A 22,036-nucleotide genomic window follows, 5' to 3' on the forward strand; every position below is an offset into this window, starting at 1 on the left:
GTCCTGATAGGAGCGGCACATGACGACCGCAACCGTAACAACCGCGACCACTTCGGCACCCCTTCACGCGTCCGTGATCGACCGCGAGGCGGCGCATTTCGGGCGCATGGCGGCGGAATGGTGGGACCCGAAGGGCTCCTCGGCGATGCTCCACCGGCTTAATCCGGTGCGGCTCGGCTACATCCGCCAGCGCGTCGACAGCCACTGGGATCTCGACGACCGCAGCTTCGCGCCCCTGCGCGGTCGCCGCGTGCTCGACGTCGGCTGCGGCGCCGGCCTCCTCGGCGAGCCGCTCGCGCGTATGGGCGCGCACGTCACCGCGATCGACGCGGCGGGTGAGAGCATCTCGGTCGCGCGCGACCACGCCTCGCGCCGCGGGCTCGCGATCGACTACCGCGTCGGCGGCGTCGAAGCCGCGGCGGGCGAGCGCTTCGACCTCGTCACCTCGATGGAGGTGGTCGAGCACGTCTCCGACGCTGCCAGCTTCGTTCGCGGCCTCGCCGACGCGGTCGCACTCGGCGGGCTGTTGGTCATGTCGACGCCCAACCGCACCTGGCTCACCCGCTTGGCGCTGGTCGAGGGCGCGGAGCGTACCGGCATCATCCCGCGCGGCACGCATGACTGGGACAAGTTCCTCACCCCCGAAGAACTTACGGCGCTGATCTGCGACGCGGGGCTGGAGGTGATCGACACCACCGGGCTGACGCTGTCGGCAAAAGGCTTCGCGCTCGGGCAGTCGACGACGCTCGACTATTTCATCACAGCACGTCGCACGTTCGATCCAGCGAATGCCAGTGGGGCGGTCGTCACCCTTCCAAACCCGGCAACGCTAACGCCGCCAGCCAATCGAGCAATCGACTGACCCCTGACAGGTGGCCGAGTGAATACAAAATGGAGCTAGAGTAAATCGGCCCACCGGTGAAGAAGCGTGAGGCTCAATCCTTGACCTCGGCGTCAGTTGCTTTGAAACGATCAGATCGCGTCGATCACCCGCGCATCGCAGCCTTCGCTGACGACTTCGCCCATTGCGGTGCGTTCGAGCGACACGTACCGCTGATGACGGGAAACGACAGATCGTTGTTGCGCGCCAGCGCCGCGGGCAATGCCGCCTGACACTGCTGTACCGTGCTGTAACGGACCGGATCGACTCGCACTTCGGTGCAAGCGGTGTTCGCGTCACCGCAGCCCATGATCGCCATGACGAAGAAGACAGTTTCCATCTTCGGCCTCCCTTATGTCATTCAAAACGTGAAGGTAGCTACCCGGTTCCATCTTCTGCCTTGACAGGCGGGCCTGCTTGCGCCGTTTCGGATCGAGCCGTCTCTCCGCCTCCCCGCATTGACGCGAGGACCCGCGCGCACGACATCGGTGTCAATGCCGCCGCAAACCTCCATCGCACCGGGTGCCGATCGCCCGCTGCTCCCCACCATCCGCCGCTTCCTGCCCGATCTCTGGCCCAGCGACGCGCCCGGCATGAAGCTGCGCGTCGCCGGTGCGCTGGTCCTCGTCATTCTTTCGAAGCTGGTGCAGGTCTACGGCGCCCCCTTCGCGCTCCAGGGTGCGATCGACGGCATGGGGGTCGCGCGCACGCCGGTATCGCTCGTCGTGCTGCTGATCCTCGGCTACGCCGTCGCGCGCTTCGGCTCGACGCTGTTCGACAATTTGCGCAACACCGTGTTCGAGCGGGTCGGGCAGGAGGCGACGCGACGCCTCGCCGCGCGCGTCTTCCGCCACCTCCATCAATTGTCGCTGCGCTTCCACCTCGAACGCCGCACCGGCGCGGTCACCAAGGTGGTCGAGCGCGGCACCAAGAGCATCGACACGATGCTCTATTTCCTCCTGTTCAACATCGCGCCGACGATCCTCGAACTCGCACTCGTCGTCGGCATCTTCTGGGTCAAGTTCGGCTGGCCGCTCGTCGCCGCGACCCTCGTCATGGTCGTGGCCTATATCTGGTTCACCCGCACCGTCACCGACTGGCGCTCGTCCTTGCGCGAGCGGATGAACGACCTCGACACCGGCGCGGTCGCGCACGCGGTCGACTCGCTGCTGAACTTCGAGACGGTGAAATACTTCGGCGCCGAGGAGCGCGAGGCGCGCCGCTACGACAACGCGATGCGCTCCTACGCCGATGCCGCGGTCAAGTCGGAGAACAGCCTCGCGTGGTTGAACGTCGGTCAGGCGCTCATCACCAACCTGATGCTCGGCGGCGGCATGGCGTACGTCGCCTGGGGCTGGAGCCAGGGACGCTTCACCGCGGGCAACGTCGTGCTCGTCTCGACCTTGCTGTCACAGCTGTTTCGTCCGCTCGACCTGCTCGGCATGGTCTATCGCACCATTCGCCAGGGCGTGATCGACATGGCCGCGATGTTCGACCTGATCGACACCCCGTCCGAGGTCACCGACGCCGCCGATGCCCACCCGCTGTCGGTCGCGCGCGGCCACGTCCGGTTCGAGGGCGTCCGCTTCGGCTATGACGACGGCATGCCGATCCTGAAGGGCATCGACCTCGATGTCGCGCCCGGCAGCACGGTCGCGGTCGTCGGCCCATCGGGCGCGGGCAAATCGACGCTCGCGCGGCTGATGTACCGCTTCTACGACCTGACCGGCGGCAGCATCACGATCGACGGGCAGGACATCGCGCACGTCACGCAGGCGTCGTTGCGTGCCGCAATCGGCATCGTGCCGCAGGACACCGTACTGTTCAACGACACGATCGGCTACAACATCGCCTACGGCCGCGAGGGTGCGACGCGCGCCGACATCGAGGGTGCGGCCAAAGGCGCCGCGATCGCGGGCTTCATCGAACGCCAGCCTGACGGCTACGACACCCGCGTCGGTGAGCGTGGATTGAAGCTCTCGGGCGGTGAGAAACAGCGCGTCGCGATCGCGCGCACCCTGCTCAAGAACCCGCCGATCCTGATCCTCGACGAGGCGACCAGCGCGCTCGACAGTCGCACCGAGGCGGAGATCATGGACACGCTGGAGGCGATCGAGCGCGGCCGCACCACCATCGTCATCGCGCACCGCCTGTCCACCATCGTCCACGCCGACCAGATCGTCGTGCTGGAAGCGGGCGAGATCGTCGAGCGCGGCACCCACGCCGAACTGCTCCGTCGCGGCGGCCTCTACGCCGAGATGTGGGAACGCCAGGCAAGCGAGCGCGAGGAAGCCGAGGCGGAGGCCGCCTGAGCCTCCGCCACACCGTTCAGCACCACGTCAGCCCCGCTGCCCTAAATGTAACGCCATGTTTCGCCGCGCCCTTGATGCCCGCCGTCCCGCGGTGCATCACGCGCACCATACACGCTCAAGAGGAACAACGATGCGCCTGCTCGCTGCCACTACCCTGATGACGCTGATGTCGACCACCCTGCTTTCGAGTGGCGCGATCGCGCAAACCGCCGCGCCCGCCGCCGCCGCGAGCACGACGCTGCCCGCCTCAAACCCGTTTGCACAAGCCAGCACGCTGCCGTTCCAGGCGCCCCCGTTCGACCGTATCAAGAGCAGCGACTACGCCCCCGCGCTCCTCGCCGGCATGGCGCAGCAGCGGGCCGAGATCAACGCGATCACCCGCGTGCGCTCCGCGCCCACCTTCGAGAACACCATCACCGCGATGGAGCGCTCGGGCCGACTGCTCGAACGCGCCAGCATGGCCTTCTACGGCGTCGTCGGCGCCAACACCGACGACACGCTGCAAAAGACGCAGGCCGATCTCGCGCCGAAGTTCGCCGCGCATCAGGACGCGATCAACCTCGACCCCGCGCTCTTCGCGCGCGTGAAGACGCTCTACGACCAGCGCCAGTCTCTCCGCCTCGATCCCGAGCAACTCCAGGTCCTGACCCTCACGTACGAGGGCATGGTCCGCGCGGGCGCGCTGCTGTCGCCGACCGACAAGCAGACGCTCAGCCAGTACAACAGCCAGCTCTCAACGCTCGAGACCGCGTTCCAGCAGAAGCTGCTCGCCGCCGCCAAGGCGGGCGCGCTCGTCGTCGATGACAAGGCGAAGCTCGCCGGCCTCTCCGACGCGGAGATCGCCGCTGCTGCCGACGCCGCCAAGTCGCGCGGGATGGACGGCAAATACGTCCTCACGCTTCAGAACACGACGCAGCAGCCCGAACTCGCCACCATGAAGGATCGCGCCACGCGCGAGGCGCTGTTCAACGCCAGCATCAACCGCGCCAACAAGGGCGATGCCAACGACACCCGCGACACGATCTCGCAGATCGCGCTGCTACGTGCGCAAAAGGCCAAGCTGCTCGGCTTCCCGACCTGGGCCGACTACGTCCTTCAGGACCAGATGGCGAAGAACCCGAAGACCGCTCTGGGCTTCATGCAGCAGCTCGGAACCCCGGTCGCCGCCGAACAGCGCCGCGAGGCCGCCGAATTGCAGGCGCAGATCAAGGCGACCGGCGGCAATTTCCAGCTCCGCCCCTGGGACTGGGACTTCTACTCCGAGCAGGTCCGCAAGGCGAAGTACGACCTCAACCAGGACGAGCTGAAGCCGTATTTCGAGATCAACAAGGTGCTGACCGACGGCGTCTTCTACGCCGCCAACCAGCTCTACGGCCTCACCTTCAAGCGCCGCACCGACATCCCCGTCTATCAGAACGACGTGATGGTCTACGAAGTGAACGAGGAAAACGGCACGCCGGTCGGCCTGATGTACTTCGACTATTGGAAGCGCGACAACAAGAACGGCGGCGCGTGGATGTCGAACTTCGTCAACCAGTCGCGGCTGAACGGCACCAAGCCGGTCATCTACAATGTCGGCAACTTCACCAAGCCCGCCGCCGGTCAGCCCGCGCTCGTCAGCTTCGACGACGTGACGACCATGTTCCACGAATTCGGCCACGCGTTGCACGGCCTGTTCGCGAATCAGACCTACCCCAGCGTTTCGGGCACCAACACCGCGCGCGACTTCGTCGAGTTCCCGTCGCAGTTCAACGAACATTGGGCGCTCGATCCCAAGGTGCTGCCGCACTACGCGGTCAACTACAAGACGGGTGCGGTCATCCCGCAGGCGTTGGTCGACAAGATCAAGCGCGCCGGCACGTTCAACTCAGGGTATTCATTCGGTGAGGCACTCGCCGCGGCCGAGATGGACATGAGCTGGCACTCGCTGACTGCCGCACAGGGCAAGCAGAACGCCGACGCCTTCGAGCAGAAGGCGCTCGCCGCCACCGGGCTCGACGTCGCCGACGTGCCGCCGCGCTACCGCTCGCCCTATTTCCTCCACATCTGGAGCAACGGCTATTCGGCCGGATACTATGCCTACAGCTGGACCAAGATGCTGAGCGCCAACGCGTTCAACTGGTTCGAGCAGCACGGCGGGATGACGCGCGCCAACGGTCAGCGTTTCCGCGACATGATCCTGTCGCGCGGGCACACGATGGACTACGCGCCGATGTTCCGCGCCTTCAATGGCGCCGATCCGCAGGTCGCGCCGCTCCTCGCCGACCTGGGCCTGAACGCCGACGGCTCGCGGATCGCGCCCTCGTCCGGCGCGACGCCCAACAGCGACGGCCCGGTCCCGACCGCCCCCGCGCCGCGCCCGGCCGCACCGGGCAAGATCGGCAAGTAACCGCACCGACCGATCTCCCCTCCCACGTGCGGGAGGGGAGATCACCTCACCCCAGCATGTCGCGCATCTCGGGGTGCTTATCCATATACGCCCGCACGAACGGGCATTGCGGCACCACCTTCAACCCGCGATCGCGCGCTGAATCGAGCGCCGCCTGGATCAGCTTCGATCCCACCCCGCGCCCCTCGATCGCGGGCGGCACCTCGGTGTGCGTGAACACGATCGTGTCGCCCTCCAGCTGATACGCGGCGACCGCGCGATAGCCGTCCACGGTCAGCTCGAATTCCTGCTCGGCCTTGTTGTCGATCACGCTCTTCATCTCGGCTCCTTCGCCCGCGGGCACGCGCCCGCTTCGTCGCGCACCCCAACGCCCCGCCCCGCCAGCCTGTTGCGCGCGCCCACCGCAATCCCGATAGGGAAGCCGTGCAAGACCCCCGGCTCGAACTACAACGCATCTTCGGCTTTCCCGACTTCCGCGGCGTCCAGCGGCAGGTGGTCGACCGCACCCTCGCGGGCCAGCGCACGCTCGCCGTGATGCCGACGGGCGCGGGCAAGTCGCTGACCTATCAGCTGCCCGCCGCGATGCTGCCGGGTACCTGCGTCGTCGTCTCGCCCTTGATCGCGCTGATGCACGACCAGCTCCGCGCCGCCGAAGCGGTCGGCCTCGCCGCCGCGACGCTCACCAGCGTCGATGAAAACCGCGCCGAGACGATCCAGCGCTTCCGCGACGGCAAGCTCGACCTGCTCTACGTCGCGCCCGAACGCGCCTCGAACGCGAGCTTTCGCGACCTGCTGTCGAGGTCGCCGCTCGCCTTGTTCGCGATCGACGAGGCGCATTGCGTCAGCGAATGGGGCCACGATTTCCGCCCCGATTACCGCCTGCTGCGCCCGCTGCTCGACAGTTTCCCGGACGTACCGCGCCTCGCACTCACCGCGACCGCCGACGCGCACACCCGCGCCGACATTCTCGAACAGCTCGGCATCCCGGCCGAGGGCATGATCGTCGCCGGCTTCGATCGCCCCAACATCCGCTACACGATCCAGCCGAAGGACAACCTCACTCGCCAGATCGCCGACGTGGTGCGCGACACGCGCGGGCCCGGCATCGTCTACGTCCAGACGCGCGCCGCGACCGAGAAGATGGCCGCCGCACTCGCCGCCACCGGCCGCCCGACCCGCGCCTATCACGCCGGATTAGACCCGGCGATCCGCGCCAAGAACCAGCGTGATTTCGTCGCGTCGGAGGACATGGTGATGTGCGCGACGGTCGCCTTCGGCATGGGCATCGACAAGCCCGACGTCCGCTTCGTCGCGCACGCCGGCCTGCCCAAGTCGATCGAGGCCTATTACCAGGAAACCGGCCGCGCCGGCCGCGACGGCGATCCCAGCGTCGCGCACCTGTTCTGGGGCGCGGAGGATTTCGCCCGCGCGCGACAGCGCATCGCCGAGATGGAGCCCGAACGCCACGCCGGTGAGCGTCAGCGCCTCGCCAGCCTGGGCGCACTGGTCGAGACCGCCGGCTGCCGCCGTGCGATCCTACTGCGTCACTTCGGCGAGCACCCGCCCGCCACCTGCGGCAATTGCGACAACTGCCTCTCGCCCCCGCGCGCGACCGACGCGACCGAGGTCGCGCGCAAATATCTGTCCGCCGTGTTCCGCACCGGGCAGATGTTCGGCTCGGGCTATATCGAGAGCGTGCTGACCGCGAAGTCGAGCGAGCGCAGCCTGATGAACGGACACGAGCAGCTCTCGGTCTGGGGCATCGTCGAGGGCGACGACGCCGCGCTTCTCAAGCCGGTCGGCCGCGCGCTCCTGCTACGCGACGCGCTGCGCACCAACCCGCACGGCGGGCTAGAGTTCGGCCCCGCCGCGCGCGCGATCCTAAAAGGCGAAACCGACGTCGCGCTGCTTGAGGCTCCCGCCCGCCCCAAACGCCGCCGTGGGAGCAGTTCGGGCGCGACCGCCAACCCCAGCGACGATCCGCTGTTCGAGGCATTGCGCGCGCGCCGCCGCGACCTCGCCAAGGAACAGGGCGTGCCCCCCTACGTCATCTTCCACGATTCGGTGCTGCGCGAGATGGCGGAGGCGCGCCCGCGCGACGGCTGGGCACTTGGCCGCATCACCGGCATTGGCCAGCGCAAGCTCGACGCCTACGGCGACGCCTTCCTCCAAGTCATCCGCGAGCACGCCTGACAGGCCCGCCACTCTCGCTTGATCGAGAATAACGGCGGCCGATCAAACCCACACAAGGCTCGTGACGATCGCCCCGTCATCTTCTATCGCGCACCGCATGGACATCCGCCGCATCGACGCGCGCATCGCCGTCTCGCCCCAGATCGACCCAGCCGACATCCCCGCGATCAAGGCCGCCGGGTTCACTGCGATCGTCAACAACCGTCCCGACGGCGAGGAAGCCGCGCAGCCCAGCGGCGACGCGATCCGCGCCGCGGCGGAGGACGCCGGGCTCGCCTACACCGCGATCCCTGTCACCCATGCCGGCTTCTCGCACCCGCAGGTCGCTGCGATGATCGACGCGATGGCGCAGGCGAACGGCCCCGTCCTCGCTTATTGCCGCTCGGGCACGCGCTCGTGCAATCTCTGGGCGCTCGCACAAGCCGGGCTCGGCGAGGATCACGACACGCTGGTCGAGCAAGGCGCCGCCGCCGGCTACGACCTGAACGGGCTGCGCCCGCTGATGGACGCGGTCTCGCCGGACCAAAGTAACGGTAGCCGGAGTGGCGGCGAGCAGTGACCGCGCCCGCGTTGAGGCTCGCGTAATGCTCGGGTTCGGCCGCCCCAACCGCCTGCTCCGCTCGCCCGACGAGGTGATCGCCGCGATCGCGGAAACCCCCGTCGCCTTCGCCGCCACCGACGCGCTCGTCTCCAACGACGGTCGCGCGGGGCTGGCGATCGACGCCGCGGGACAGGTGCTCGCCGTCCGCCTTCGCGGCGCACGCCCGCTCGCCTGCCTTGTTCCCTGGACCGCGCTGCGCCAGACGTTCGAGGGCATCGTCATCGACGGCGATCGCCGCTTCGGCACCGTCACGCTCATCGGCATCAGCGCGCTCGACGTCCGTCGCCTCGGCCAACCACAGCCGGAAGAAGTGTAACTTTCCCCGCTCTCCACGCGTTCGCACCCCACACAGGAGAGCAGATCATGGCCAGCACCCCCGATCCCCTACCCGACCACGGCGAGCACGACCCCGACCAGACCGGCGTCACCCCGACCGAGGCCGATCCCGTCGCCCACCCCGAACAGCCGCCGCTCGACGACGACGCCTCCGGCCTCCCCGACAAACCGGCCGAGGACCTCGGCGACTTCGCCTAGGCACCAGGAGAGCGGCGCTTATCCCGCAAGGATCAGCGCCGCCCCGCCCAGGATCGCCGCCACCGCGCCCGCGCGCTGCACCCTCACCCGCTCGCCGAGCGCGAGCACCCCGATCAGCAGCGCCGTCACCATCCCCGTCTCGCGCAGGCCGGCAAGCGGCGCGGTCGGCCCCAGCGCGAACGCCGTCAACGCCGCGCCGTAGGTCACGATCGACAGCGCCCCCGCGACCACGCCTGCGCGCCACTGCGTCCCGACGCTCGCGATGATCCGCCCGCGCGACAGAAGCGCGAACATCGCGGTCACGCCCACGCCCATCGCCACGAACAGCCACACGATATAGCTCGCCGGCGACGGCGCCGCGCGAACCCCGTGCGCGTCAATCACCGTGTAGAGCGCGATCGTGCACCCGGTCAGCAACGACCAGCCAAGCGCCCCGCGTCCCAGATCCCGACCCATGACCAGCAACAGCATCGCCGCGCCGATCAGCGCGATTCCCGCCACCTGCGCCGCGCGCACCGGCTCGCCCAGCAATCCGATCGTGACCACCGCGGTCAGCAGCGGCGCCGTCCCGCGCAGCACCGGATAGGCCGCGCTCAGATCGGCCTGCTCAAACGCGCGGATCAGCGCAAAAAGGTAGATCAGATGCGCCGCCGTGCTCGCCGCCAGCCACCAATACGCACCCACCGGCGGCGCGACGAACGGCAGCACCGGCAGCAGGATCAGCGCGCTCGCGCCGTCGGTCAGCGCACGCGCCGCCATCTTGTCGCGCCCACCCTTGACGATGGCGTTGACAACCGCGTGCACCGATCCCGACACGATCATCAGCACGGCGGCGAGGGTGAAAGGCGTCACGGCATAGCAGCGTGCCACGCGTTCCGCTTCACGTCACCAGCTTGCGCAGGCCCTCGATCGTATCCGCCTCGTGCGCGGGCTTGTCGGTGCGAATGCGCGCGATCCGGGGAAAGCGCATCGCCAGCCCCGATTTGTGCCGCTTCGAATCGTGGATCGAATCGAATGCGATCTCCAGCACCAGCGACCGCTCGACCTCGCGCACCGGCCCGAAGCGGTTGGTGGTATGGTGCCGCACGAACCGGTCGAGCTGGCGCAGTTCCTCGTCGGTGATCCCCTGATACGCCTTGCCCACCGGCAGCAGCTCGCCCTCGCCCGCCGCCCCGCCGGTCCAGCACCCGAACGTATAATCGCTGTAGTAGGACGATCGCCGCCCGTTGCCGCGCTGCGCGTACATCATCACGCAATCGGCGGTCAGCGGATCGCGCTTCCACTTGTACCACAATCCCGCGCGCCGCCCCGCGACATACGGCGCGTCGCGGCGCTTGAGCATCATGCCCTCGATCGCCGCATCGCGCGCGCCCATGCGGATCGCCTCGAGCGCGGTGAAATCCTCCGCCTCCACCACCGCCGACAGGTCGAACCGATCGGGATCGAGCCGCGGCATAAAAGCCTCCAGCCGCGCACGCCGCTCGCTCCAGCCGAGCGCACGCAGGTCCTCCTCGCCGTCGAACAATATGTCGTACAGCCGTACGAACGCAGGGCTTTCCTCCAGCATCTTCGCCGAGACGACCTTGCGCCCCAGCCGCTGCTGCAACGCATTGAAGCTCGCCGCGCCCCCGCCGTCCTCAAGCGTGCCGCCCTGCACGTCGCCTTTCACCATCAACTCGCCGTCGAGCACGCCCGGCGTGCGGAACGCCGCCGCCACGTCGGGGAAAGCGCGCGTCACGTCGTCGCCGGTGCGGCTGTAAAGCCGCGTCTCGCCGTGCCCGGTCGCATCCACGACATGGACCAGCTGGACGCGGATACCATCCCACTTCCACTCCGCGACGTACTCCGACAAATCGACGCGCAGGTCTTCCAGCGGATGCGCCAGCATGAACGGTCGGAACACCGGCACGTCGGCGGGCGTCGGCTGCTCGCCCCTCCCCTCCGCCCAAGCGAACAGCGTCGGATACGGCGCGTCGAGCCCGTGCCACACCTCCTCGACCGCATCGACGTCGAGCCCGAACGCGTCCGCCAGCGCCTGCTTCGCCAGCCGCGATGACACGCCGACACGAAGCGATCCCGTCGCCATCTTGAGCAGCGCGAACCGCTCCTCCGCGTCAAGCCGGTCGAGCATCCCCGCCAGCACCCCGCCTGCGTCCGATCGCGACAGGTGCATCAACCGGTCGACCACCGCCGCCACGCTCAGCGGCTCGGCCTCGACCACGCCCTCGGGCGTCGGCCACAGCAATGCGATCGTCTCCGCGGTATCGCCGACATATTCGCGGCTCATCCGGAACAGCACCGGATCGAACCGTTCCTCGATCAGCGCGCGCAGCAGCGCCGGCTTGACGCCCGGCAGGTCGAGGTCCCCCGTCAGCGCCGCCATCGCCCAGCCGCGATCGGGATCGGGCGTCACCCGCAGGTAATCGCCGATCAGCTTCAACTTGGCGTTGCGCGACCTTGTATAGATCAGCGAGTCGAGAAGCTGCGCGAAGGCGTGCATGCGGGCGTAACGATCGGCACGCGGCGCGGCTCCGCGTTCAAGAGCTCTCCACCTCCGTTAGGTGCGACTCTCCGCCGCGTCTCCAATGCCCGGCACCGCCGCCAACCGCTGCTCGAAATCGGTTGCGATATCGGACAGCGGCACCTCGGACAGCCGGCGGATCAGCAGCGCCTCCGCCTCGCGCAGCGCGCCACCCAGCGACTCGTTGACCGCCTGCTCCACGAGACAGGCGGGCGCCGGGTCCGCCGGGCCGAGCGCGAACACGCGCTGCTCGCCGAGCGCGCGGTACACGTCCAGCATGGTGAGCTGGTCGAGCCCGCGCGTCAGCATCCACCCGCCGCCGTGTCCCTTCGTCGACCGGACGTACCCCGCCTCGCGCAAGCCCGCCATCGTCCTCCGCACCACGACCGGATTGGTCCCCAGCATCACCGCCGCCGCTTCCGACGTCAGCGGACCTTCCATCCGCCCCATGTGGATCAACAGGTGCAGCATTCGCGACAGGCGCGCGTCCATCAGCCCTCATCCCCGATCACGAGCAGTCAGTCATGTAACTTTGCATGTTGCTTATAGCACTCGAAAGCGTCATGTAGCTCCTGATATTACATGAGGACGGTTTGATGTACGACGCAATCGTGATCGGGGGCAGTTTCGCAGGGCTGTCGGCGGCGTTGCAGCTGGCGCGCGCGCGGCAGCACGTGCTGGTGCTCGACGCGGGATCGCCGCGCAACCGTTTCGCCGACGAGGCGCACGGCTTCCTCGGACACGACGGTCGCGCGCCCGCGGCGATCATGCGTGACGCTCGCTGCCAGCTGGAACGCTATCCGACGGCCGAAATCGTCTCGGGTGAGGCGATCGACGCTGCGGCGACCGCGGACGGCTTCACGGTCGCGCTGTCCGGCGGCGGCGAGCGACACGCGCGTCGGCTGATCCTGGCAACCGGCGTCTCGGATCAACTGCCCACGATCCCGGGGCTGAGCGAGCGCTGGGGCGCGACCGTGCTCCACTGCCCTTATTGCCACGGGTACGAGATGCGCGACCTGCCGCTCGGCGTCATCGCCGCGCATCCCATGTCGGCGCATCAGGCCGTCCTGATCCCCGACTGGGGCCCGACCACTTATTTCACGCAAGCGCAGTTCGAACCCGAGCCAGCCGAGCTTCACGCCTTTGCCGCGCGCGGCATCACGGTTGAGCGCACCCCGGTGGTCGAGCTGCTGGGCGACGCACCCGCGCTCGACGGCGTGCGCCTCGCTGACGGACGCGTCGTTACAGTCGCGGCGGTCTTCACCGCGCCGCGCACCAGTCCCTCGACACCGCTCGCCGCGCGGCTTGGCTGCGAGCTCGAGGACGGCCCAACCGGCCCGTTCGTCAAGGTCGACCAATGGGGCGCGACCTCGGTGCCGGGTGTCTGGGCGGCGGGCGATGTCGCGACGCCCATGCACAACGCGACACTCGCCTCGGCCGCCGGGGTACTCGCGGGCATCGGCGCGCATCAGGCGGGGGTTCGCGCAGCAGCCGCGTAGAGCCAGCCACCGAGCGCAAGCACGGCGTAGCGCCGAAGCGCTTGCACCACCGCCCGCCGCCACTACATCCCCGCGCCATGCGTCGTCGCCTGCTGCTCCTTCTCACCGCCGTGATCGTGCTCGGCGCCGCCGCCTTTGCCGCGGGCGTGTGGAACGCGCGCGTCGATCCGGTAGTGCGCACCGCGCGCGTCGGGCTGCGCGACTGGCCCGCCGGCGCCGCTCCGGTCCGCGCGGCGGTGTTGAGCGACATCCACATCGGCAGCATCGCGATGGACGAGGCGCGGCTTTCGCGCATCGTCGCGCAGGTCAACGCACTCCACCCCGACATCGTGCTGATCGCGGGCGATTTAATCAACGGCTACGGTGCGGAGGACGCGCTGAAGGTCGAGGCACCACTCACCGCCGCACTGTCGCGGCTGCGCGCGCCGCTCGGCGTCGTCGCGGTGCCGGGCAACCACGATCACGGCACCAGCATCGCCGCGGTCCGCGCCGCACTGACCCGCGCGGGCGTGACCGTGCTCGCCAACCAGGCGCTGCGGCGCGGACCACTCGCGATCGGCGGGGTCGACGACGATTACAGCCGCGCCGATAATCTGCCGGCCACGATGGCGGGCCTGCGCAGCATTGGCGGGGCAGCGGTCCTGCTCACCCACTCGCCCGATCTGGCGACCAAGCTGCCGGCCGCCGCGCCCTTCATGATCGCCGGGCATACGCATTGCGGGCAGGTCCGGCTGCCCGTCATCGGCCCGCCGATCCTGCCCGTGCGTACCCACAAACGCTATCTCTGCGGCATGATCGACGACCGCGGGCACCAGGTCCTCGTCACCGCCGGGCTCGGCACCAGCGACCTGCCGGTCCGCTGGCGCGCGCCGCCGGACCTGTGGCTGCTGACGCTCGGCCCGGCGCGCTAGCCGCGCGTCAGTCGATCGCCGACTTGACCGCCTTTCCCGTCACCAGCGCGATGATCAGGAAGATCGCGAACAGCGCGATCGCGACAAAGAACAGCACCTTGGCGATGCCGACGAAGGTTCCCGCCAGCCCGCCAAAACCGAGCAGCCCGAGCACCAGCCCGATGACGAGAAACGTGAGTGCGAGCTTTAGCATGAGTAATGCCCCCGATTAGTCAGAAGATGGAAAGTGGAGGCGGCGCTCAGCCCTTGCGGCTCGCCTCGAACAGGAACCACGCGCGCTCCTCGGCCTGGTCGATCCAGTCGTCCGCCAGGCTCGACGTCGCAGTGTCGTTCGCTTCCTCGGCCTTCTCGCGCGCGCGGCGCAGCGCCTCGACCAGCTTGAGGTTGTCCTCGCGCAGTTCGGCCAGCATGTCGTCGGGCGACACGAACTCGCGGTCGTTATCGGCCACCTGCTGGCGCCGGCTGATGTCGCCGATCGAGCGCAGCGTCGTGTTCCCGGTCTTGCGCACGCGCTCCGCGATCGCATCGGTCACGCCAAGGATCTGCGCCGCCTGATCGTCGAGCATCAGATGATAGTCGCGGAAATGCGGGCCCGAGACATGCCAGTGAAAGTTCTTGGTCTTCAGATAGATCGCGAAACAGTCCGCCAGCGCGACGTTCAGCGCGTCGGCCGCGGTCATCGTGTCGTTGCGGGCAAGGTCGGTCGGGGTAGCGAGCTTGGGGTCGATGTCGGCCACGGCGCTGTGTCTCCGTTGATGAGGTGGTTTCGCTTCCACAACGAGCCCGCCGCCGAATGGCTCCCCAACTACACCAAGCCGGTCACAGCAGACGAAGCGCGTTCAACCCGATCACGACCCCCGCGACCAGCAGGATCGCCGCCGCCGCGACGCGCAACGCTTTCAACGGCAGCCTCAGCCACGCCTCTTCCCCCAACGTGATCGCGACGACGTTGACCGCGCTCGCGCCCAACACCGCGCCGACCATGGCCGCCCACGGCAAGGTACTGCGCCCGGCGAGTGCGGCGACGATGAACTGCATTCGGTCGCCGAACGCCATGATGGCCAGCCCCGCGATGCTGGTGAACGCCGCCCCCGTCCGCCACCCCTCCACCGCGTCGGGTCGCTTCATCCGAAACCCGGTCCCCACACCCGCCAGCACCAGCGCCAGCGCCAGCAGCAGCAACCGCGCCTCGGGCGTCAGCAGCGCCGTCACCGCCAGCCCCGCCGCAACACCGATCGCGTAGTTGAGCGTCAGCGCCAGCACCGCGGCCAGCACCACCAGCGCAGGCCGCCTGAACCGATCGGCGAAGATCGCCGCCAGCCACGGCGTCTTGTCGGACATCTGCGTGATCGCGCCCAGCACGATCGCCGCCATCAATGCGTCCACTGCGTCAGCGCGCCCCGGTACGAACCCGGTCGCAGAACACGCGCCTCACGCCGCGAACCGCACCTGGCATGCCGCGGCAAAGGCATCGGAGGCGGCGGCGTCCTGCCGCTCGCTCGATACCGCCTCGCCCAGCATCGACAGCCAGGCATGGACGATCGGACCGTGATCGCCGCGTGCCAGTGCGCGCTCCAGCTGCTGCGCGACCACCAGCGCGGGCAACATGCCGTTCGCGCGCGCGATGCGGCGGATCTGGTCGACCTCGTCCACCAGCCGCGCCGGGCCGCTGCGCCACTCGATCGCCGCGACGCGCCGCGCCAGATCGGCCCTGATCGCGCCCGCGTCGCCCGTTCCCGCCCGCTGCTGCTCCGTGCTCATCTCGGCATCCTCTCCGCCTCTTGCCCGCATCATGCGCGCGCCGCGGTTAACGGCCGGCTAAACCGCGCCACCGGACGCCGGACCAATCGCCCACGGAGATGCCTTGACTTGGGGTCACGAATCCGTCATTCGCCCCACCAGACGCGGCAAGGCAGCCCAGCGGGCACGCCTCGCCGCTTTTTGTTTTCTATTCGCACAGGATACGGTCATGGCAAAGCCGACCACCGTCAAGATTAAGCTCGTCAGCTCGGCCGACACCGGGTTCTTCTACGTGACCAAGAAGAATCCCCGTACCCAGACCGAGAAGCTGTCGTTCCGCAAGTATGACCCGGTCGTGCGCAAGCACGTCGACTTCAAGGAAGCCAAGATCAAGTAATCACGCCGGCGGCCCCGCGCCGCCGCAGGTTACGCCATGATGCAAAACCGCGGTGGAGCGATCCACTGCGGTTTTTGGCGTCTTTAGCCCTCTTCCCAGCGGGAAGAGGAAACAACTAAACCAGCGCCCCCACCGCCTGCATGAACCGCGCAAGGCTGATCGGCTTCGACACATACGCCTCGGCTCCTGCCGCGCGGATACGCTCCTCGTCCTCGCGCCCCGAATAGGCCGTCACCGCCATGACGGGGATGTGCCTCAGCGTCTCGTCCGCCTTCAATTCCAGGATCAGCTCGTACCCGGTGACGTGCGGCATCTGGATGTCCATGATGATCAGGTCGGGCATCACTTCGCGCGCGCGCGCCACTGCCTCGCGTCCGTCGCGCACCGCTTCGGCGGCGAACTCGTGCGCGCGCAGCAGGTCGCAGAACAGCTTCAGGTTCAGTTCGTTGTCCTCGACAACGAGCACCCTTTTCGCCACGTGTTCATTAACCCCCATCGACACACTCAAGAGATAGGCAATGCGCACGCCCCTGACAAATGCGAAGACCGGCGCAATGGGGGACCCTGACGCCGCCGCCGCGCTGGCGTTGTCTGCGCTCGCCTGGGTGCTGTCGGACGACGACCGCGCCGGGCGGTTGCTCACGCTCACCGGCCTCGCCCCCGGCGACCTGCGCGAGCGGCTGGGCGAACCCGCCGTCCTCGCCGCGGTGCTCACCTATCTCGAGAGCTACGAACCCGATCTCGTCGCCTGCGCCGACGACCTCGGCACCCGTCCCGAAACCCTCGTCGCCGCGCGCGCGACGCTGGAGCATGCATGACCCGTCCCCTTCTCATCACCGACTGCGACGAAGTGCTCGTGCACATGGTCCGCCATTTCGCCGACTGGCTCGATCAGGAGCACGAGGTCGACTTCTCCTACAACTCGTGGGAACTCGCCAAGAACATGCGCCGCCGCACCGGTGAGCCGCTGACCCAGCAGGAGATGTGGGATTTTCTCCACGGCTTCTTCCCCGACCAGATGCACCGCCAGACGATCGTGCCCCACGCACGCGAAGCGATCGCTTCGCTGGCTCGTGAAGCCGACGTGGTGATCCTCACCAACCTGCAGGACCAATGCCAGACGCACCGCGTCGAACAGCTCGCCGCCTTCGGCATCCCGCACCGCGTCGTCTGCAACCAGGGCGGCAAAGGCACGCCCGTCGCCGCGCTCGTCGCCGAATACGCACCCAGCGTCGCGGTGTTCGTCGACGATCTGCCCGTCCATCACCAATCGGTCGCCGACCACGCGCCCGATGTCTGGCGGCTCCACATGGTCTCTGAACCGCAACTCGCCGCCGGCATTGCCCCCGCCGCGCACGCGCACGCGCGCATCGACGACTGGCAGCAGGGTCAGGCGTGGATCGCGGCACGCTTCGCCGCCGCCGAGCCTGCGCCGCCGATCGAGGCGCTCGCCACCACTTGACCTCTCGTGTCGCCGCGCCCAATCCGCGAAGCCATGACCGACCAGATCGACCGCAAACTCGCCGACCTCGGGCTCGAACTGCCCCAGGCCGCCGCTCCCGTCGCCTCCTACACGCCGATCGTCGAGGCGGGCGGGCTGCTTCACATCTCGGGCCAGCTTCCGTTCAAGGACGGCCAGATCATCACCGGTCGCCTGGGCGACGACGTCAGCCTTGAGGCGGGTCAGGAGGCCGCGCGCGCCTGCGGGCTGATGCTGGTCGCGCAGATCAAGCAGCACCTCGGCAACCTCGCCCACGTCAAGCGCGTCGTGAAGCTCGGCGTGTTCGTGAATTCCACCCCCGACTTCACCGACCAGCCCAAGGTCGCGAACGGCGCGTCCGACCTGATGACCGCGCTGTTCGGTGACGCCGGCAAGCACGCGCGCTCCGCGGTTGGCGTCGCCGTCCTGCCGCTCGGCGCCGCGGTGGAGGTCGACGCCATCGTCGAGATCGAACGCTCGCTCTGATCCGCTAGGTTCGAGCAGGAGAACAGGAAGGGGCGGTCGCGCACGTAGCGGCCGCCCCTTTTCACATCGTACCCAAGCTCGGCATCGCGTCGCCGCTTGCCCCCCTACCCCTCACCTGCCCGCGCCCCTATCTTGGCGCGCAATGACCGCCATCACCGCACGGATCGCCGACGGCGTCGCCGCCATCCCCGCCGATCAGTGGGACGCCTGCGCCGGATCGGCCAACCCGTTCGTCAGCCACGCCTTCCTCAAGGCACTGGAAGATTCAGGCAGCGTCGGGCAGCGCACCGGCTGGCAACCTATCCCGCTCGTCATCGACGGCGACGACGGCACCCCGATCGCGGTCGCCCCCGCCTATGGCAAAAGCCACAGTCAGGGCGAATACGTCTTCGACCACGCCTGGGCCGACGCGTGGCAACGGGCCGGCGGTGACTATTATCCGAAGCTACAGGTCGCTGCGCCCTTCACGCCCGTCCCCGGCCCGCGCCTGCTGCTGCGTGACCCCGCCGCCGCCCCGTCGCTGATCGCCGCGATCGAGGCCGTCACCCGCCAGCACGAACTCTCCAGCGCGCACGCCACCTTCGTCTCACCCGATCAGCTATCGTTGTTCGAGGCCGCGGGCTGGCTGATCCGCGAGGGCACGCAGTTCCACTGGCAGAACGACGGCTACGCGACCTTCGACGACTTCCTCGCCGCGCTCGCCAGCCGCAAGCGCAAGGCGATCCGCAAGGAGCGCGCAGCGGCCGTAGAGGGCCTGACGATCCGCCACCTGACCGGCAGCGAGATCGGGCGGCGCGAGTGGGACGCGTTCTGGACCTTCTACCAGGACACTGGCAGCCGCAAATGGGGGACGCCGTACCTCAAACGCGCCTTCTTCCCGCTGCTGGGCGAGGCGATGGGCGACCGCGTCCTGCTGATCCTCGCCGAGCGCGACGGCGTGCCGATCGCGGGTGCGCTCAACCTGATCGGCGCCGACGCGCTCTACGGCCGCTACTGGGGCTGCACCGAGGACGTGCCCTTCCTCCATTTCGAGCTGTGTTATTATCAGGCGATCGACGCCGCGATCGCGCGCGGGCTGAAGACGGTCGAGGCGGGCGCGCAGGGCGAGCACAAGCTCGCTCGTGGCTATTCCCCCGTGCCCACCTGGTCGGCGCACTTCATCCCCGATCCCGGTTTCCGCCGCGCCGTGTCCGACTTCCTGGTCCGCGAACGCGCCGCGGTCGAGAGCGACCAGCACTTCCTCGAACAGATGACCCCGTTCAAGCGCGGCTGACCGCGTCCGCTACTTCCCGATCGCCCCGGTCGCGATCAACCGTTCGCGCCGCCGCCGCATGAACTCGACGATATAGTGCGGGATGCCCAGCTCCTCGTCGGTCGCTTGCGGTGCGGGCACCGCGTGATCGATGCGGAACAGCACCGACGAACTCGTCGGCGACTTCCACACCGGCAGCAGTCCGGGCGCAAAGCGCGGGTCGTACTTGGGCGGACGGATCAGCCAGACGTAATCGAACGCGTCACGCGGCAGCCGCCCGATCGCGAAGTTGACCGGGCGCCACCATTCGCCGCGGCAGCGGACCGGCGTCACGATCTGCGTCGGATCGTGCGAATAAGCACCCGCCGCATCATAGCGGACCGTCATCAACTGCCCGCCCGCCATCGACCATTGGTCGTCGGTATAGGCCAGCCGCCGCTCGAGCGCGAGCGCGGGCATGTGCTCCAGCCGGCTCATCCGCCAGTCGTTGTGGCAATTATGCCCGACGAACGATAGCAGCCGCGCACCGACCGGCACGTGGTCGAGCGCGACCAGCTCTTCGTCGTAATCGCGATCGAACATGGCGAAACTCACCGTCGTGCCGGCGATCCGTACCAGGAAGAATGCGAGGCCGACCGCCGCCAGCACGCTCGCGTGGCGGAAGGTCATGCCGGGCTTGGGCCGGATCGCGATCACCGCGATCGCCAGCATGAACGGCGCCAGCCGCATGTCGGCATAGGCTGACCCGAACACGATCCGCGGCAGCGCGATGAACACCGCCAGCATGAACAGCGCCGACAGCCCCAGATGCCTTGAATAAGTGATCCGCGGATCGCGCAGCGCCTTGAACAGCACCAGGTAGATTACCGCGACCGACGCGACGTCAAACCACAGCCATCGATCGCGCAGCGCCATCAGCACCCACATGATCTTGGTGCGCCAATAGAAGAAGTCGGCGGTCTGCCCGGTGACATCCGCGCCCGATCGCCACGCGACCATCAGCACCATCGGCAACGCCAGCGGCACGCAGCCCAGACCTGCGCGCACCCAGCTCTCGACCCAATGCCCCGACTGGCGGTCCTTCCTCAGGTCATGCTGGCGGATCATCTCGGCCGAGAAGGCGAGCACGCCCAGCACGCCCCAACCGAACGTGTGGCAGACCCACAACAGGCACGACAGCGGCACGAACACCGCCGCACGCAGCCGCAATCGGCCCAGCCGCGCCATGCGCAGCCACAGCGCGAACAGGCACAGCGCCAGCCCCATCGACAGCGCGAAGTTCACGAACCCGAACTGGAACGGGTAACCGTAAGCGAGCGGCAGCGCGAACAGCGCGGTCGCGGGGATACGCCCCTGCACCTCGCGCGCGATCCACAACAGCCCCGCGACCGTCAGCGCTGGGATCGCCATCACGATCAGCTTGACCGCGGGCTCCAGCCCGATGATCGGCGCCAGCGGCTCGATCAGCAGGTCGACGCCCAGGTTACCGATCAGCGACCAGCGGAAGGTGTACCAATCCGCCAGCCACGCGTGCGCACCGCGGTCGAGCTGGACGCGGTAGCGCCCCATGTGCCCGGGCAAATCGACGATCGGCGGGATGTCGGGCCAGATCAGCGGCACGCACGCGATCAGCGCCGCCGCGACGACGAACCACCTGGTCTGCCACCAATGAAGCCGCACCCCCGCGTCCATATGCAGCGCCTTACGGGCGACAGGGGTGTGCCCGCAAGGCTGTCGTAACCGGGCGGGCACTCATGACCCGCCCGCGTGCGTCAGCGATCGCCCGATCCCAGCAAACCGCCAGGCGCGATCACCGATCGCGCCGCCCAAGCAAACGCAAGCGAAGCGCGTTCAGCTTGATGAACCCGGCCGCGTCGCGCTGGTCGTACGCGCCCTGATCGTCCTCGAACGTCACGACCTTTTCCGAATACAACGTGTTGGGCGACTTGCGCCCCGTCACCGACGCCAACCCCTTGTACAGCTTCAACCGCACCGTACCCGACACCTTCTCCTGGCTGAGATCAATCGCCGCCTGCAGCATCTCGCGCTCGGGCGAGAACCAGAAGCCGTTGTAGATCAGCTCGGCGTAGCGCGGCATCAACTCGTCCTTCAGATGCGCCGCCCCACGATCGAGCGTGATCGCCTCGATGCCGCGATGCGCCTCAAGGTAGATCGTGCCGCCCGGCGTCTCGTACATCCCGCGGCTCTTCATCCCGACGAAGCGGTTCTCGACCAGATCGAGCCGCCCGATGCCGTGCTTGCGCCCCAGTTCATTGAGCGCCTCCAGCAGCGTCGCCGGGCTCATCCGCTCCCCGTTCAACGCGACGCCGTCGCCGCGCTCGAACTCGATCTCGATCGTCTCCGGCTGATCGGGCGCATCCTCCGGGTTGACCGTGCGCGAGTAGACGTAGTCGGGCACCTCGTCCCACGGATCCTCCAGCACCAGCCCCTCGCTAGAGGTGTGGAGCAGGTTCGCATCGGTCGAGAATGGCGCCTCGCCGCGCTTGTTGTGCGGGATCGGCACCTGCCGGGCCTCGGCCCATTCGATCAGCTTGGTGCGGCTGTTCAGATCCCACTCGCGCCACGGTGCGATCACCTTGATGTCGGGGTCGAGCGCATAGGCCGACAGCTCGAAGCGCACCTGATCGTTGCCCTTCCCGGTCGCGCCGTGCGCCACCGCGTCGGCGCCGGTCTCGCGCGCAATCTCTATCAGTCGCTTGGAGATCAGCGGCCGCGCGATCGAGGTGCCGAGCAGGTACAGCCCCTCGTATTGCGCGTTCGCGCGCATCATCGGGAACACGAAATCGCGCACGAACTCCTCGCGCAGGTCGTCGATGTAGA

26 protein-coding genes are annotated in these 22,036 nt (G+C 68.2%); 14 read left to right on the forward strand and 12 right to left on the reverse strand.

Features of this window, described 5'->3' with window-relative positions:
* Nucleotides 1-19: 19 nt before the first annotated feature.
* Nucleotides 20-862, forward strand: coding sequence for a bifunctional 2-polyprenyl-6-hydroxyphenol methylase/3-demethylubiquinol 3-O-methyltransferase UbiG (gene ubiG, locus QZ847_RS03365; protein ID WP_294353043.1), 843 nt, complete (start codon nt 20-22; stop codon nt 860-862).
* Between the two features lie 124 nt (nt 863-986).
* Here ubiG and QZ847_RS03370 read toward each other — a convergent pair whose 3' ends face one another.
* Entirely contained in the window at nt 987-1,220 is a 234-nt protein-coding gene (locus tag QZ847_RS03370) for a hypothetical protein (RefSeq protein WP_294353045.1), read from the reverse strand.
* 154 nt (nt 1,221-1,374) lie between these two features.
* On the opposite strand from QZ847_RS03370, the gene QZ847_RS03375 reads away from it, so the two are divergent.
* Together QZ847_RS03375 and QZ847_RS03380 are read left to right on the forward strand one after the other, a co-directional pair.
* Nucleotides 1,375-3,192 (forward strand): ABC transporter ATP-binding protein/permease, encoded by a 1,818-nt coding sequence (locus QZ847_RS03375; protein ID WP_294353046.1) that lies wholly within the window; start codon nt 1,375-1,377, stop codon nt 3,190-3,192.
* 130 nt (nt 3,193-3,322) lie between these two features.
* Nucleotides 3,323-5,581, forward strand: coding sequence for a M3 family metallopeptidase (locus QZ847_RS03380; RefSeq protein ID WP_294353048.1), 2,259 nt, complete (start codon nt 3,323-3,325; stop codon nt 5,579-5,581).
* Nucleotides 5,582-5,627: 46 nt separating this feature from the next.
* On the opposite strand, the gene QZ847_RS03385 is transcribed toward QZ847_RS03380, so the two are convergent.
* The gene (locus QZ847_RS03385; protein WP_093003927.1) at nt 5,628-5,900 is read right to left on the reverse strand and encodes a GNAT family N-acetyltransferase; all 273 of its coding nucleotides are present in this window, start codon (nt 5,898-5,900) and stop codon (nt 5,628-5,630) included.
* 104 nt (nt 5,901-6,004) lie between these two features.
* On the opposite strand from QZ847_RS03385, the gene recQ reads away from it, so the two are divergent.
* The 4 genes from recQ to QZ847_RS03405 all read left to right on the forward strand — a co-directional run bounded on the left by recQ (nt 6,005) and on the right by QZ847_RS03405 (nt 8,909).
* The gene (recQ, locus tag QZ847_RS03390) at nt 6,005-7,774 is read left to right on the forward strand and encodes a DNA helicase RecQ (RefSeq protein WP_294353050.1); all 1,770 of its coding nucleotides are present in this window, start codon (nt 6,005-6,007) and stop codon (nt 7,772-7,774) included.
* A gap of 97 nt (nt 7,775-7,871) precedes the next feature.
* Nucleotides 7,872-8,333, forward strand: coding sequence for a TIGR01244 family sulfur transferase (locus tag QZ847_RS03395; RefSeq protein WP_294353052.1), 462 nt, complete (start codon nt 7,872-7,874; stop codon nt 8,331-8,333).
* Between the two features lie 25 nt (nt 8,334-8,358).
* Nucleotides 8,359-8,691, forward strand: coding sequence for a hypothetical protein (locus QZ847_RS03400; RefSeq protein WP_294353053.1), 333 nt, complete (start codon nt 8,359-8,361; stop codon nt 8,689-8,691).
* Between the two features lie 47 nt (nt 8,692-8,738).
* Complete coding sequence (locus QZ847_RS03405; RefSeq protein WP_177171508.1) at nt 8,739-8,909, forward strand: hypothetical protein; 171 nt, start codon at nt 8,739-8,741, stop codon at nt 8,907-8,909.
* Nucleotides 8,910-8,927: 18 nt separating this feature from the next.
* Here the strand turns inward: QZ847_RS03405 and QZ847_RS03410 are convergent, their stop codons facing one another.
* From QZ847_RS03410 to QZ847_RS03420, 3 genes are read right to left on the reverse strand one after another with little or no spacing between them, the layout of a single operon-like run.
* Complete coding sequence (locus QZ847_RS03410) at nt 8,928-9,761, reverse strand: DMT family transporter (protein WP_294353058.1); 834 nt, start codon at nt 9,759-9,761, stop codon at nt 8,928-8,930.
* A 28-nt stretch (nt 9,762-9,789) separates the two neighbouring features.
* A complete protein-coding gene (locus tag QZ847_RS03415; RefSeq protein ID WP_294353060.1) occupies nt 9,790-11,409 on the reverse strand; it encodes a cisplatin damage response ATP-dependent DNA ligase in 1,620 nt (539 codons plus the stop codon).
* Between the two features lie 57 nt (nt 11,410-11,466).
* Complete coding sequence (locus QZ847_RS03420) at nt 11,467-11,922, reverse strand: Rrf2 family transcriptional regulator (protein WP_294353062.1); 456 nt, start codon at nt 11,920-11,922, stop codon at nt 11,467-11,469.
* Between the two features lie 104 nt (nt 11,923-12,026).
* Between QZ847_RS03420 and QZ847_RS03425 the strand changes: the two genes are divergently transcribed.
* Both QZ847_RS03425 and QZ847_RS03430 read left to right on the forward strand, forming a co-directional pair.
* Nucleotides 12,027-12,929 (forward strand): NAD(P)/FAD-dependent oxidoreductase, encoded by a 903-nt coding sequence (locus QZ847_RS03425; RefSeq protein ID WP_294353064.1) that lies wholly within the window; start codon nt 12,027-12,029, stop codon nt 12,927-12,929.
* Nucleotides 12,930-13,006: 77 nt separating this feature from the next.
* Nucleotides 13,007-13,840 (forward strand): metallophosphoesterase, encoded by an 834-nt coding sequence (locus QZ847_RS03430; RefSeq protein WP_294353065.1) that lies wholly within the window; start codon nt 13,007-13,009, stop codon nt 13,838-13,840.
* A gap of 7 nt (nt 13,841-13,847) precedes the next feature.
* Here the strand turns inward: QZ847_RS03430 and QZ847_RS03435 are convergent, their stop codons facing one another.
* From QZ847_RS03435 to QZ847_RS03450, 4 genes are all read right to left on the reverse strand, one after another.
* Complete coding sequence (locus QZ847_RS03435) at nt 13,848-14,033, reverse strand: DUF1328 family protein (protein WP_294353068.1); 186 nt, start codon at nt 14,031-14,033, stop codon at nt 13,848-13,850.
* Nucleotides 14,034-14,079: 46 nt separating this feature from the next.
* Nucleotides 14,080-14,520: a DNA starvation/stationary phase protection protein gene (locus tag QZ847_RS03440; protein ID WP_294189947.1), complete on the reverse strand. Its 441-nt coding sequence runs from the start codon at nt 14,518-14,520 to the stop codon at nt 14,080-14,082.
* Between the two features lie 139 nt (nt 14,521-14,659).
* Nucleotides 14,660-15,214 carry a TMEM165/GDT1 family protein gene (locus tag QZ847_RS03445; protein WP_294353070.1) on the reverse strand — a complete coding sequence of 185 codons (555 nt, stop codon included), beginning with the start codon at nt 15,212-15,214 and terminating at the stop codon, nt 14,660-14,662.
* Between the two features lie 57 nt (nt 15,215-15,271).
* Nucleotides 15,272-15,601 carry a hypothetical protein gene (locus QZ847_RS03450; protein WP_294353072.1) on the reverse strand — a complete coding sequence of 110 codons (330 nt, stop codon included), beginning with the start codon at nt 15,599-15,601 and terminating at the stop codon, nt 15,272-15,274.
* Between the two features lie 208 nt (nt 15,602-15,809).
* Between QZ847_RS03450 and rpmG the strand changes: the two genes are divergently transcribed.
* Nucleotides 15,810-15,977: a 50S ribosomal protein L33 gene (gene rpmG, locus QZ847_RS03455; protein ID WP_019516727.1), complete on the forward strand. Its 168-nt coding sequence runs from the start codon at nt 15,810-15,812 to the stop codon at nt 15,975-15,977.
* 115 nt (nt 15,978-16,092) lie between these two features.
* On the opposite strand, the gene QZ847_RS03460 is transcribed toward rpmG, so the two are convergent.
* The gene (locus QZ847_RS03460) at nt 16,093-16,455 is read right to left on the reverse strand and encodes a response regulator (protein WP_093003614.1); all 363 of its coding nucleotides are present in this window, start codon (nt 16,453-16,455) and stop codon (nt 16,093-16,095) included.
* Between the two features lie 40 nt (nt 16,456-16,495).
* Here QZ847_RS03460 and QZ847_RS03465 point away from each other — a divergent pair, with 40 nt between their 5' ends.
* The 4 genes from QZ847_RS03465 (at nt 16,496) to QZ847_RS03480 (ending at nt 19,216) form a co-directional block, all read left to right on the forward strand.
* Nucleotides 16,496-16,795, forward strand: a complete 300-nt coding sequence (locus QZ847_RS03465; RefSeq protein WP_294353074.1) for a DUF3572 domain-containing protein — start codon at nt 16,496-16,498, stop codon at nt 16,793-16,795.
* Nucleotides 16,792-17,439, forward strand: a complete 648-nt coding sequence (locus tag QZ847_RS03470) for an HAD family hydrolase (protein ID WP_294353076.1) — start codon at nt 16,792-16,794, stop codon at nt 17,437-17,439. Before QZ847_RS03465 ends, QZ847_RS03470 begins: the two co-directional genes overlap by 4 nt.
* Before the next feature lie 33 nt (nt 17,440-17,472).
* Nucleotides 17,473-17,943, forward strand: a complete 471-nt coding sequence (locus QZ847_RS03475; protein ID WP_093003620.1) for a RidA family protein — start codon at nt 17,473-17,475, stop codon at nt 17,941-17,943.
* Nucleotides 17,944-18,085: 142 nt separating this feature from the next.
* Nucleotides 18,086-19,216 carry a GNAT family N-acetyltransferase gene (locus tag QZ847_RS03480; protein WP_294353077.1) on the forward strand — a complete coding sequence of 377 codons (1,131 nt, stop codon included), beginning with the start codon at nt 18,086-18,088 and terminating at the stop codon, nt 19,214-19,216.
* A 9-nt stretch (nt 19,217-19,225) separates the two neighbouring features.
* Here the strand turns inward: QZ847_RS03480 and QZ847_RS03485 are convergent, their stop codons facing one another.
* Together QZ847_RS03485 and QZ847_RS03490 are read right to left on the reverse strand one after the other, a co-directional pair.
* Complete coding sequence (locus tag QZ847_RS03485; protein WP_294353079.1) at nt 19,226-20,887, reverse strand: hypothetical protein; 1,662 nt, start codon at nt 20,885-20,887, stop codon at nt 19,226-19,228.
* Nucleotides 20,888-21,005: 118 nt separating this feature from the next.
* Nucleotides 21,006-22,036: argininosuccinate synthase (locus QZ847_RS03490; RefSeq protein ID WP_294353082.1), on the reverse strand; the 1,031-nt coding region annotated here is incomplete at its 5' end.

The organism is uncultured Sphingomonas sp. (assembly GCF_913778135.1).
In the GTDB taxonomy this organism is placed as follows: Bacteria; Pseudomonadota; Alphaproteobacteria; order Sphingomonadales; family Sphingomonadaceae; genus Sphingomonas.

Excerpts from the sequence above, each read along its gene's own strand:
- QZ847_RS03380 (WP_294353048.1), top strand. The coding sequence starts at position 3,323 with ATGCGCCTGCTCGCTGCCACTACCCTGATGACGCTGATGTCGACCACC.
- QZ847_RS03400 (WP_294353053.1), top strand. The coding sequence starts at position 8,359 with ATGCTCGGGTTCGGCCGCCCCAACCGCCTGCTCCGCTCGCCCGACGAG.
- QZ847_RS03485 (WP_294353079.1), bottom strand. The coding sequence starts at position 20,887 with ATGGACGCGGGGGTGCGGCTTCATTGGTGGCAGACCAGGTGGTTCGTC.
- QZ847_RS03395 (WP_294353052.1), top strand. The coding sequence starts at position 7,872 with ATGGACATCCGCCGCATCGACGCGCGCATCGCCGTCTCGCCCCAGATC.
- QZ847_RS03385 (WP_093003927.1), bottom strand. The coding sequence starts at position 5,900 with ATGAAGAGCGTGATCGACAACAAGGCCGAGCAGGAATTCGAGCTGACC.
- QZ847_RS03420 (WP_294353062.1), bottom strand. The coding sequence starts at position 11,922 with ATGGACGCGCGCCTGTCGCGAATGCTGCACCTGTTGATCCACATGGGG.
- QZ847_RS03480 (WP_294353077.1), top strand. The coding sequence starts at position 18,086 with ATGACCGCCATCACCGCACGGATCGCCGACGGCGTCGCCGCCATCCCC.
- QZ847_RS03470 (WP_294353076.1), top strand. The coding sequence starts at position 16,792 with ATGACCCGTCCCCTTCTCATCACCGACTGCGACGAAGTGCTCGTGCAC.
- QZ847_RS03445 (WP_294353070.1), bottom strand. The coding sequence starts at position 15,214 with ATGGCGGCGATCGTGCTGGGCGCGATCACGCAGATGTCCGACAAGACG.
- QZ847_RS03370 (WP_294353045.1), bottom strand. The coding sequence starts at position 1,220 with ATGGAAACTGTCTTCTTCGTCATGGCGATCATGGGCTGCGGTGACGCG.
- QZ847_RS03405 (WP_177171508.1), top strand. The coding sequence starts at position 8,739 with ATGGCCAGCACCCCCGATCCCCTACCCGACCACGGCGAGCACGACCCC.
- QZ847_RS03465 (WP_294353074.1), top strand. The coding sequence starts at position 16,496 with ATGCGCACGCCCCTGACAAATGCGAAGACCGGCGCAATGGGGGACCCT.
- QZ847_RS03450 (WP_294353072.1), bottom strand. The coding sequence starts at position 15,601 with ATGAGCACGGAGCAGCAGCGGGCGGGAACGGGCGACGCGGGCGCGATC.
- QZ847_RS03440 (WP_294189947.1), bottom strand. The coding sequence starts at position 14,520 with ATGACCGCGGCCGACGCGCTGAACGTCGCGCTGGCGGACTGTTTCGCG.
- QZ847_RS03430 (WP_294353065.1), top strand. The coding sequence starts at position 13,007 with ATGCGTCGTCGCCTGCTGCTCCTTCTCACCGCCGTGATCGTGCTCGGC.
- QZ847_RS03475 (WP_093003620.1), top strand. The coding sequence starts at position 17,473 with ATGACCGACCAGATCGACCGCAAACTCGCCGACCTCGGGCTCGAACTG.
- QZ847_RS03435 (WP_294353068.1), bottom strand. The coding sequence starts at position 14,033 with ATGCTAAAGCTCGCACTCACGTTTCTCGTCATCGGGCTGGTGCTCGGG.
- ubiG (WP_294353043.1), top strand. The coding sequence starts at position 20 with ATGACGACCGCAACCGTAACAACCGCGACCACTTCGGCACCCCTTCAC.
- QZ847_RS03375 (WP_294353046.1), top strand. The coding sequence starts at position 1,375 with ATGCCGCCGCAAACCTCCATCGCACCGGGTGCCGATCGCCCGCTGCTC.
- QZ847_RS03425 (WP_294353064.1), top strand. The coding sequence starts at position 12,027 with ATGTACGACGCAATCGTGATCGGGGGCAGTTTCGCAGGGCTGTCGGCG.
- QZ847_RS03415 (WP_294353060.1), bottom strand. The coding sequence starts at position 11,409 with ATGCACGCCTTCGCGCAGCTTCTCGACTCGCTGATCTATACAAGGTCG.
- rpmG (WP_019516727.1), top strand. The coding sequence starts at position 15,810 with ATGGCAAAGCCGACCACCGTCAAGATTAAGCTCGTCAGCTCGGCCGAC.